Source organism: Gemmatimonadota bacterium, assembly GCA_009838845.1.
Classification (GTDB): Bacteria; Latescibacterota; UBA2968; order UBA2968; family UBA2968; genus VXRD01.
Genome location: VXRD01000038.1, coordinates 1 through 10510 on the forward strand (window position 1 = coordinate 1; position 10510 = coordinate 10510).

11 protein-coding genes and 1 pseudogene are annotated in these 10510 nt (G+C 48.8%); 5 read left to right on the forward strand and 7 right to left on the reverse strand.

Annotated elements, in window-relative coordinates; all coding sequences use genetic code 11:
* From F4Y39_05345 to F4Y39_05360, 4 genes are all read left to right on the forward strand, one after another.
* Nucleotides 1-1421, forward strand: a 1421-nt coding sequence (locus tag F4Y39_05345) for an AAA domain-containing protein (protein MYC13134.1), incomplete at its 5' end; no start/stop codon positions are given.
* Nucleotides 1422-1432: 11 nt separating this feature from the next.
* Nucleotides 1433-2713 carry a hypothetical protein gene (locus tag F4Y39_05350; protein MYC13135.1) on the forward strand — a complete coding sequence of 427 codons (1281 nt, stop codon included), beginning with the start codon at nucleotides 1433-1435 and terminating at the stop codon, nucleotides 2711-2713.
* Nucleotides 2714-2978: 265 nt separating this feature from the next.
* Nucleotides 2979-3905: a hypothetical protein gene (locus tag F4Y39_05355; GenBank protein ID MYC13136.1), complete on the forward strand. Its 927-nt coding sequence runs from the start codon at nucleotides 2979-2981 to the stop codon at nucleotides 3903-3905.
* 60 nt (nucleotides 3906-3965) lie between these two features.
* Complete coding sequence (locus F4Y39_05360; protein ID MYC13137.1) at nucleotides 3966-4976, forward strand: zinc-binding dehydrogenase; 1011 nt, start codon at nucleotides 3966-3968, stop codon at nucleotides 4974-4976.
* Here F4Y39_05360 and F4Y39_05365 read toward each other — a convergent pair.
* The 7 genes and pseudogenes from F4Y39_05365 to F4Y39_05395 all read right to left on the reverse strand — a co-directional run bounded on the left by F4Y39_05365 (nucleotide 4961) and on the right by F4Y39_05395 (nucleotide 10146).
* Nucleotides 4961-5770, reverse strand: a pseudogene (locus F4Y39_05365) (hypothetical protein). The gene F4Y39_05360 and the pseudogene F4Y39_05365 overlap by 16 nt on opposite strands.
* 33 nt (nucleotides 5771-5803) lie before the next feature.
* A complete protein-coding gene (locus F4Y39_05370) occupies nucleotides 5804-6922 on the reverse strand; it encodes an agarase (protein MYC13138.1) in 1119 nt (372 codons plus the stop codon).
* A gap of 20 nt (nucleotides 6923-6942) precedes the next feature.
* Nucleotides 6943-7329, reverse strand: a complete 387-nt coding sequence (locus F4Y39_05375; GenBank protein MYC13139.1) for a tautomerase family protein — start codon at nucleotides 7327-7329, stop codon at nucleotides 6943-6945.
* A 90-nt stretch (nucleotides 7330-7419) separates the two neighbouring features.
* Nucleotides 7420-7893 carry a DUF3368 domain-containing protein gene (locus F4Y39_05380; protein ID MYC13140.1) on the reverse strand — a complete coding sequence of 158 codons (474 nt, stop codon included), beginning with the start codon at nucleotides 7891-7893 and terminating at the stop codon, nucleotides 7420-7422.
* The gene (locus F4Y39_05385; protein MYC13141.1) at nucleotides 7890-8189 is read right to left on the reverse strand and encodes a hypothetical protein; all 300 of its coding nucleotides are present in this window, start codon (nucleotides 8187-8189) and stop codon (nucleotides 7890-7892) included. The genes F4Y39_05380 and F4Y39_05385 overlap by 4 nt, the downstream gene beginning before the upstream one ends.
* Before the next feature lie 190 nt (nucleotides 8190-8379).
* Nucleotides 8380-9462 (reverse strand): Gfo/Idh/MocA family oxidoreductase, encoded by a 1083-nt coding sequence (locus tag F4Y39_05390; protein ID MYC13142.1) that lies wholly within the window; start codon nucleotides 9460-9462, stop codon nucleotides 8380-8382.
* A 36-nt stretch (nucleotides 9463-9498) separates the two neighbouring features.
* Nucleotides 9499-10146: an HAD family hydrolase gene (locus tag F4Y39_05395; GenBank protein ID MYC13143.1), complete on the reverse strand. Its 648-nt coding sequence runs from the start codon at nucleotides 10144-10146 to the stop codon at nucleotides 9499-9501.
* A gap of 183 nt (nucleotides 10147-10329) precedes the next feature.
* On the opposite strand from F4Y39_05395, the gene F4Y39_05400 reads away from it, so the two are divergent.
* The coding region (locus F4Y39_05400) for a mandelate racemase/muconate lactonizing enzyme family protein (protein MYC13144.1) at nucleotides 10330-10510 on the forward strand (181 nt) is incomplete at its 3' end.

Here is a 10510-nt window from a genome sequence, read left to right on the forward strand (position 1 = left end):
GGTCTGGAAAAACGTGGGGGGAAGAAGTATATGATCGGAAATATCATCTGATCAAGCCGAGGCGGGGAGATATTATCTTGGTTAGAACGGGAAAGCAAAAAGGAAGAGCGATTGGCATTGTGCAAAAAAATGATTATGCCGAGTCAGGGTTAAACGAAAATAGCAGAATTCATGTCTTGTGGATAAACAAATCAACATATGATTTATCCGGGCATACAGATGAGAGGAAATTTCGAGAGGCTAAACCAGGCAGGAAGACATATTTGGCTTTTGAGAAAACGGATGGCTACAAACCTTCTTTTCACTTGATTAATAGTTTGACAGGAAATTCGATTAAGAACGGACCTGATATAAATGAGCCACCAAAACCAGATACCCCAGATACCCCAGATACCATGAAACATTCATATTCTTTGAATCAAATCCTCTATGGTCCTCCGGGTACGGGTAAAACCTGGAACACTGTCAATTATGCTGTGGCGATTATAGAGGACAAGTCTTTGGATACAATTAAAGACGATAAAGACGCAAGACAGCGATTTGATGAATTAAAAAAGAACGGCCAGATTGCAATGGTGACATTTCATCAGAACTTCACTTATGAGGATTTCATTGAAGGCATCAGGCCCGTTTTGAAGGAGAATGAAAGTCGAGATAGTCAGGATATTCAATATGAACTGTCCGAGGGTGTTTTCAGGAAAATTGCAGATCGAGCGAATAAAAACAGGACGGGACAACCAGAAGACCCCAAATATGTCCTGATCATTGACGAGATCAATCGCGGCAATATCGCCAGGATTTTTGGCGAGTTAATCACGCTGATTGAGCCATCCAAACGGATTGGAAGCAAGAAGGATGAAACAACAGTTACTTTGCCTTATTCGCAAGACTCTTTCGGTATGCCGGATAATCTCTACATCATCGGCACGATGAATACCGCTGATCGCTCCATTGCCCTGTTAGATACCGCGTTGCGGCGGCGATTTGATTTTGTTGAGATGATGCCGGATTCAAAGCATGACAGAATCAGTACTGATATTGAGGGTGTGGACTGTCAGGAATTGCTTGCTGCAATGAACAAACGCATCCGTTTCCTGCTTGATCGGGAGCATCAGATTGGGCACACGTATTTCATGGGTGTTGATGATCTGGAATCTCTCGAAGCAACTTTCAAAAACAAAATCATCCCGCTGTTGCAGGAATACTTTTACGATAACTGGGAGAAGATTGATCTGGTATTAAACAAAAATGGGTTTATTCAAAAAATTGATATTCCAGAAGATTTGCGTGGATCGTTGGTAGATGATAACCGTGAAGTCTATGAATTATTGTCCTTCGATAGAGAGGGATGGAAAAAGTCGGAAAGTTACCAAATGATCTACGAAGAAACAGGAGAAGGTGATAACGATGGAACCGAATAGGATACTTGACTATGCCCGTTATCAAAGAACCTATCGTCGTTAAAGAACATCAAGAACTGAAGAATCTTAGCCCGGACGATCAGCAAGACCTGGAGAAGTTTGCCCTTGAAAACCAAACGGACGAGGAGGGCAACTATCGGCCGGTACTGCAACTTAGCAATGGCAAACTAAAGGCCCAAAACTATGTCGGTATTATTGAAACGCACAAAGGGACCGTGCTCGAAATTCTGCCAAAGGTAGATTTTGTCGAAGACGAAGACAAGGAAAAAACTAAAACCAAATGGTATTTTTTTCAAATGCTACGGGATTGGCGCGGGTTCAAATCGTTGGCGCAGTTCAATCTGAGTCACATAAACGCTGTGCGGCGTTTCAATATGCTGGAGGTGTTTGTTCACCTGTTTCTAAACAATCTCGTTTTACTAACACAGCGAGGTCTCGCCCGTCATTATCAATCGGAGGAAGACAACCAGCCTTATCTGCGTGGGCGAATTCTGTTTCCTCAGCATATTCGTGAAAATGTAGCTAACCGTGCGCGGTTTTATGTCGGCTATGACGAATTCAGTGCCAACCGCCCGGCCAATCGCCTGATTCACAGCACCATTCACAAACTGATGGGGTCTGTGCGGCAACCGAGAAATCAACAGTTGCTCCATCAGTTGCGTATCTGCTTTTCCGATATTCCGCAGTCAGCGCACTTTGAAAGTGACTGGATGCAACATCGGGTGGATCGTTCGATTCAGCATTACGATGAGGTGATGCAGTGGGTCGGGCTGTTTCTGTTTAATCACGGGCTGACCACGTTTGCTGGCAAATATGTCAACCAGACATTGTTGTTTCCAATGTGGGAAGTGTTTGAGGATTTCGTTACGGCGAGCTTGCGACGGTATCAGCGACAATTTTCCGTGCGCGAGCAGGGGCGGCAAGAACCGTTGGCCCATATTGATGGCAAAGGTGTTTTTTATATGAAACCGGATATCAGCCTGATGTCTGGCAGCAAGCCAAAATTCATCCTGGATACCAAGTGGAAGCGTATTAACGGAGAGGGAAGTGACCCAAAACACGGCATCAGCCAGGCTGATATGTACCAGTTGTTCGCTTATGGAAAAAAGTATGGCTGCAAGCAGGTCGCGCTTGTCTATCCAAAGACGGAGCAATTTCAGGAAATATTGCGCTACAAGTTTGATGAGGAATTGTCTTTGTCTTGTTTTCCATTTGATGTGACCGAGCCCCAGGGCAGTGTGGAAGAAGTACTGGATCATCTGCAAAATAAACCAACGAAGGTGATACAGTAGGCAGTACATATCTTTCATATTACCGCCCATTCATCGCTCAAAATGTACACTTTGACATCCGAGATTGTTCTACGTCAAACAGGCGATCCTCAAATTCAGATTGTGAACAAGGAGGCAATACAGCATATTGAAGATAAAATAAGAGTATTTGAGGCTGTTCATACAATTTGTCGCGCGATGCTGTGATAATTGGCCTGATATTTGCTTGAGTTCTGATTGTTGCGTTTGTCCAAAATACGACCAACCTTCAGACCAGGCATCTCAAATGGCCGAATTTGATACGATTTCTAAAAACCTCATTCAGAAATACCCCAGTGACTTTGCCGGATTCACCCTCGGGCGCGAGGATGTTGAAGTTCTTGCAGTCATTGACACAGAGCAACTCACTGTTGAAGCACACCAGACCGATAGCCTGATTCGCGTGCGTATGGATGACGAAGAGGTATTGGTTCACAACGAGTTTCAAACCACGGACAGCACCAATCCACCTATGCCGCGCCGCATGGCTGGCTATATTGGACATGCTATTCGACAACACGGTCTGCCGATCTATTCCAACGTGATCTACCTGCGTCCCAATGCAGGGCGGCGCGATACCGGGTACTATGTCCAGGAGCATCTCCACTACGAAATCACGATTCGGTATCGCGTGATCAGACTGATTGAGATAGAAGGCGAGCGTGTCCTCGAATCGGGGCAATCGGGTCTGATCCCATTCACGCCATTGATGAAGCCACCTGAAGGGATGGCCTCGGATGTGTGGTTGCATCAGTGTATTCATACGGCTCGGACGCGCCCCATCGCTCGGTCATCCAGAGCCGATTATCTCGCAGGCATGGTGGCGTTGAGCGAGTTAGTATATGCTTCTGAAACCATTTCTGATATCATATTAAAGGAGGGCATCATGGACATCTTGCGCGAATCATCACTTTTTCAATCCCTTACCCAACAAAGCAGAGAGGAAGCCAGAGAGGAAGGCTTTGAGGAGGGTAGAGAGGAAGGCATTGAACAAGGTATCCAGGAAAGTATCCAGGAAGTGTTGGAGATTCGATTTGGTCTGAACGAGACACACCCCCTATTTGCTCGCATCGCGGCTATTGACAATGTGCAGCACCTCAAGCAGTTGCGCCGCGTAGCGATACAGGTGTCCAATCTTGATGAATTTGGACGCCTCTTAGATTCAACTGCGTGACGTGATTGCCCAACAAATGAATTATATACGCCCCTCATATAATTCTCAAAGGAAGACAATATGAAAGCAAGGATCATTGGAGAGCGACAGTCAGATGTGGTGCCTGCACCTGTGCCGGAGCCGAAGGAGGATTGGGCGGTGGTGAAGGTGCATGCTTCGGCGATGTGTACTGAGTACAAGACGTGGTTGGCGGGTGATCGGCGCGAGGTGATCGGGCACGAGGGTGCTGGCGAGGTGGTGGCGGTGGCGCAGCCGGGGCGGGTGAAGGTGGGGGACCGGGTTACAGTGATGCCGCAGTATCCGTGTGGCAATTGCGCTCTGTGCCGCGCGGGTGATTATGTCTATTGTGAGGATACGTATGATTTTGCCGAGTTCACGGGTACCCGCGATGGCAGCGGTACGTTTGCCCATTATGTGGTCAAGCCCTCGTGGCTTTTGTTGCCGATCCCGGAGCGGGTTACGTACGAGCAGGCGACGATGGCGATTGACGGTATCGGCGCTTCTTTTGGGGGCATGCAGGCCATTGGCGTGGGTGCTTTTGATACGGTGCTGATTACGGGCCTGGGTCCGGTGGGGCTTGGCGGGATTATCAATGCTCGGTTCCGCGGGGCGCGGGTGCTGGCGGTGGAGCCTGCGCCGTGGCGCGCTGCGCTCGGTTTCGAGTTGGGCGCAGAGGTGGTGCTGCATCCTCAGGATGATCCGCTTGCGCGTATTCGAGATTTGACGGATGGTCGCGGGGTTGATTGCGCGGTGGATTGTTCTGGTTCGGTGGCGGGGGAGCGGTTGTGTATTGATGCGGTGCGGCGGCGCGGACGGGTGGCGTTTGTCGGTGAGTGTTCCCAGGAATTGCCGATTAAGGTGAGCCCAGATTTGATTCGCAAAGGGTTGCTGGTGTCGGGGAATTGGCTGTACAATATGCAGGATTACGAGGGCGTGATGCAGGTGATCGCGGAGTCGCCTCTGATCGATAAGCTGATCAGCCACGTTATGCCGATGAGCAATATCCAGGAGGCTTTTGGTCTTCTGGCCGCTGGCGAAGCCGCAAAGATTGTGCTTCATCCCTGGGCGTAGTGCGTTTCTTTTAGCACGCTTTCAAGCCAGGCTCTGGCGCGCCTGCGATATGCACTTTCTCTGTGCATCCATAGATCCGTATGCGGGTGGACGATTTTGCCTTCGGGGATGTTGAATATCTGGTCGGTTGGTACGTCCAGAAATGTGAATTGCGCCAGATTGAGGTGCGCTTTGAGGAATTGATCTTTTACCCTGCTGGCGTTCTGTCCGCAGATGAGCACGGGCCTGCCTTCTATCCGTGCGAGACGGGTGAGAGCGGATGCGCGGTCACTCTCTGGATAATCCCATTCTCTTTCGCCGTCAAAATGGTCGTGGGTGAAGATGCCTTTCCAATAGGCTGCGATCTCGTCATCTGCAAGGCCGATGTAGCTGGTGCCTATGGCTCCGCGTGAGAAGCCGCAGATGAATATGTTTCGTAGGTCGCCTCCAAATTTTTCACAGATCCGCGGGAGGTTGGTCTTGCAGTAGTTCACGGTTGCCTTTTTGTCGCCCCACCATGTGACGGTGTTTTCTTTTTTTCCCTTTTCTATATATGGCATGGTTATCCAGATAAATCCTCGTCCCCCACTTATGCCATACCCCAGGTTTGCATCTTCTACTTTCCCAGTTGATTTACACGGTTCCCATTTGTTGCCGGTGTATTCGACGATGACGGGGTATTTGCGCCCGGGTTGCCAGTCTATGGGCAGGTATAGCGCGTGGTGTACATCGGTCCCTCTGTACTCCGGTGCAGTTTGACGCACACGCCTGCCTGGACCAGGTGCTTCATCCGTCATAGCCGGTGTAACGAGGTCTAATGGCATGGTCTCTCAGCTTGCGAGGTCTGTTCAGGATTCCAATTCGTCGAGCCAGCGCGCTACAACCCGACTGCCTTTTTGTATTTCAGAGATGGCTTCGTGGTCGGGTTGCTCCTGTTCGTCAATCAGTCCTTTTCGGCGGAAACGGTTTCGGATATAACCGCCACAAAGATGCGCGCCTATTGCGCCGGGGTTTTTTAGAAGACCGTAGAGGGCGTCGGCATACCATTTCCCATCCGCGAGATGATATTCCCCATCCAGATATTTTCCGCTGTCATCCGCGATGGTCTCCCGTGGGCGGGAGCCGTCTGCCCATAAAACCGGTTTTCCCGTGGCGGCGTGCCATTCGCGCATGTGTGTGACCGGGTCTCCGAAGTCCTGAAAGCTGAGTACGTCAACGTACGGGTCGGCAGCCTGTACAATTTCCATTGGGAGTGGTGCGAGTGCTTCGTATCGGTCTCCCAAGATTAAGTGATGGGGATCATAACGGCGAATGGCGTCGTGGGTGATTTTGTAGTATCGCTGTGCCAGGTTGAAGAGTTCAGTCCGACCCGCTTGCGATTCCAATCGTGTGGGATCAAACATGGGTCCGCGCCAGGCCGTGTGTGGGGTTCGGACGTGAACCCAGGTCGGACAGTCCGAGTAAAAATAGCCGATTAAGTTCGGTTCGTCTCTCAGTCGCGCGCATTCGGATCTGGCGACATAATCGCACCAGTCCTCAAAGTCTTTGCTGAAGATGTCGGGATTTTTGTGCCATGCGTTCCACTGATGTGTTTCGATGAAGGGTAGCAGGTGGCAGTAGGGCATCGATAGGGCGCGATATTCTTCCAGGGTGAAGCTCGGACTGTGCGCGTGTTTTAAGATGGTTACATCCTGTACCCAGCCGACGGTGTTGAATCCCCAGGCTTTCAGGTCGAGCGATACGGATTCGCTGATCCACTTGATGCTGTTGTTGTCGTATTTTTGTTTCCAGCGGGGCAGATTTTCTGGATACAGTAGTGGGGAGGAGTCGATGTGATTCAGTCCAACCGAGAAGAAGGGCTGTCGCTCCGGTGTGAGCAAGATCCAGCGTTCTCCGGGTTTTGCGAGGGTGAAGAATCCTTCGGGGGATGTTTGTGTTGTTTCGACTGTTTCGATTACGGTATTCATTTAGACTCCTCGGATAGTTGTTACACTTTGACTTTGTACTTGAGGTCGTTGGCTTCATCACCCGTTATGCCCCGAAATCCCCAGCAATGTGGTGCTTGTTCTTTGATGGTGATTTCGATGTCCAGGGACGAAATGGATAATTGGCTTTCGATTTCTTTGAATAGTGTTTTGATCAGGTTTTTTTGGGTTTCCATCTGGCGACCTGCCATCATGTTGATTTCTATGACGGTGTATGCATCCGTACGACCACCGGGATAGTAAAAGTCTTCTTTGTCCATGGGCACAAAGCGGTGTGCCCGTTTATCTTCTGGCATGCCGAGGACAGATTGCATACATCCGTGAATCACATCGGATAATTTTGCTTTTATGGGATTCAGTTTTTCTTTGATTCCATATACGACGATCATTTTCATTCCGGAAAGTAAGAGATGCTCCATAAACAAGATAGAACCAATGGATCCTTCGTTGGATAATTGATCTGTCTGTAATTTTATTTGTCAAATCAAATCATCAAGTTCTTCAACAGGCGAGAAATATCCCGCGTTAATAAATTCTTTCAACAATTGGTTTCCTTCAAGCAACGAGATTGTGGACTGTCTGACAAGCGCACCAAGAACACCAACACTTCCCGAAACACGTATTTGTTCACGAAATCCGATCTGACGAGCCTTGCGATCATCAGTGAGAAGTTCATGGTTACGGCATATGGCGATAGCCAAGCTGTCAGATTCACCGTTGCCCAACTCCAATCTATAACGTTGTGAAAGATAGATTTCTTTGGGATCTGTGATATCGATTTGATTTATCCACGATAAGTCTGTTTCAGAAAATAAGCCTCTGCTGATACCCCGTTGAAACTCCTCCCTGACTGCCTGAACGATCAATCCACGATTTCGGCAGAATAGTTCTAATAGTTGAAGGTGGTTTGTACGTGCAAAATTAGACAATACGGTATTGTCAATAATGATCACTTCGTACGCCCCATTTGATCAGCAGCAGCAATTTCAGCTTTTAATTCATCGACGGATTGACTCCCTTCTCTCAGTGGAATGCCCTGTTTGAGAAAGCGTTGTCGCAGTTCTTCTCGATGAAGACCGAGAAGTTCTGCTGCTTTGCCGAGGTTAATATCACCATCGAGATAAGCACCGATCACCAGTTTTTCAAGACGTACGGGGTTTGATTCATAGAAATGATGGAGTACATCATCTATCAAATCGGGGTCCGTTTCGCTCATTTTTTCGAGTTGCTTAATTTGCCAAGAAGCCATTTTACTATTCCTGTGTAAAGAGGGATGGTCAACGGAAATTTTTGGATTAGTTTGTCCATTAAAATATGGACAAGGTCGGAATAAGTAGCAAGTCCAGATAAGAAATTGATTTTATGCATGTTGGTTGCGAGTAATAATACCGCGAGATTACTGACTTTTCTCAGAAATATATCTCTTAAACAAGATCAGATTACCCCATCCTCAGGCTACGATCTTCAAGGGACAGGTCAATACGGATGTTGCCACGGCGATGCGATTCTCTTATGGCGATGCCGATTTCAAGGGCTTCGCGACCGAACTCGCCGGGGCAGATGTCCTCGCGGCCCTGTTCAATAGAACGGCAGACGCCTTCGATGGCGTCAACCATTGAGCTTCTGGGATGCCAGGGTCCCGGGAGATGCGTCTGGGTGGGCGCGCCGGTTTCGGGATGCGGGGTCCATATTTCGAATTGGGCATGGGCGTTGCGGGAGATGATGCGGCCGGTTTCGCCGATGAATTCCAGGGACCAGGCAAAGGAGCTGGTTTCGGAGCGGGAGTTTAAGATGGTGCGGATGCCGTTTTCATATACGATGATTCCCGATCCGGGGATGTCGGCGTTGGATTGGGCTTGTTTGTCTGTGTCGATGAGGCCGACTACCCATTGGGCAGGGGCACCGGCAAAGAGGCGGAGTAAGGTCAGGGTGTGGCTTTGAATATTGGAAAGGCTGGCGGGGCTGTGGCAGATCATTGTTTTTAAGGGGCCAATGACGCCTTCGGCAATGAGTCGGCGGGCGTTTGTGTAGTAGCTATACCAGTTGAGGTGACAGGCCATTGAGAGGATGACGTTGTTTTTGGCGCAGACATCGATCATGGCATCGGCATCGGCCAATGTGCGGCACATTGGTTTGGTGGCAAAAATGGCTTTGACCCCCAGTTCGGCCAGGCCGACCGTGATTTCAGCGCGGGGTTCGGGGCGGGTGGTCAGACATACCACGTCGATTTGTTCTTTTTCGACCATTTCCCGGTAATCGGTGTACAGGGCTGATACGTCCCAGCGCTGTTTGAAGTCCTCGAGTTTGGCGGGGTCATCATCAGCGGCAGCTACAAGATCGATCCCCCGGGCTTCAATCATTGCAGGCGCGTGTGCCCAGGGCCACGGGTAATGGGGCATGCCGATGTGTTCGTCGTCAATGGTGCTGCCCATTCTGCCGCATCCTACAACAGCACCGCGATAGGTATTTTGGGGAGCGGTATCTCGTACGGTCTGAAAGGCTTTACCTTTGGGTTCGGCCATTGGGTTCTCCTTGAGGTGGTGAGCGTCATCTCGTTTTTAAGCGTGTAGCATTCTCATGAATGTGTCATAGTTTGAATAGTCTTCAACCCAAAACTCACATTTCCCCTTTAAGCGTGGTCCTACGCCTATGAAATGCCATCCCAATTTTTTGGTTGCCTGTATATCCCACACAGCATCACCGACATATACGACGCGATGGAAATCATTTCCCAATGCAGATAGACATTTTTTCATGATTTCCACACGCTCGTCGCTATTATCACTGGAAAATAGAACCATATTTTTCAAGTTAAATCCCGCATGCCTGAGTTTCATTTTGGCGGTATGTTTCCAGCCGCCTGTGGCAATTCCAATTTTATAGTGCTGATCAGATAGAAGTTTGTCAATCAGGCAGATCGCCCCTTTCTTTGGGCGGCATTCGCCGCCATTTTCAAGATACTGTTCAATCAATTCACCGAATTTTTTGCGGATTTCTTCAATTTGCCCCTCTTCTTGAATTTTATTTTCTTCCATTATTTGTCGCAACAGACCTGAATCCGTTACGTTTTTGTATTTGCTCCAATCATCGTGGATGCAAACTTCACCCAGAACCTCTCTTATCGCAGAGATGTAATAGGCTCCATCAAAATGAGAACTTTCGACCAGAGTTCCATCAATGTCAAATATCGCGGCAATCATTGTCATCGCAGTTCGTCATGAGAGTGCGCGTTGGTTTTTTAAATTGTTATTCAAATATGGGCAAGGTTGGAATGGATTGCAAGTCCAGATGGGAAAGATGACATTCTAAAGTTCGGTGCTGGTTGACTTTGGTAAAATGGGGTTGTATTTTCGGGTGCCAGATGTTTGGATCAATGTATGGGAGGGATTATGAAGATTACGGATGTTAAATATCATCGTTTGCGCTATCCCGTGACCGAGAAGTTCGGAAATTCTTTTACGTGGATTACGGAGCGGTCGTCTATCCTGGTGGAGATTTCTACCGATACGGGTATTACGGGATGGGGGCAAGGGGCGGGATCGCTTGGGGAGTCGGATATTCAGCGGCATG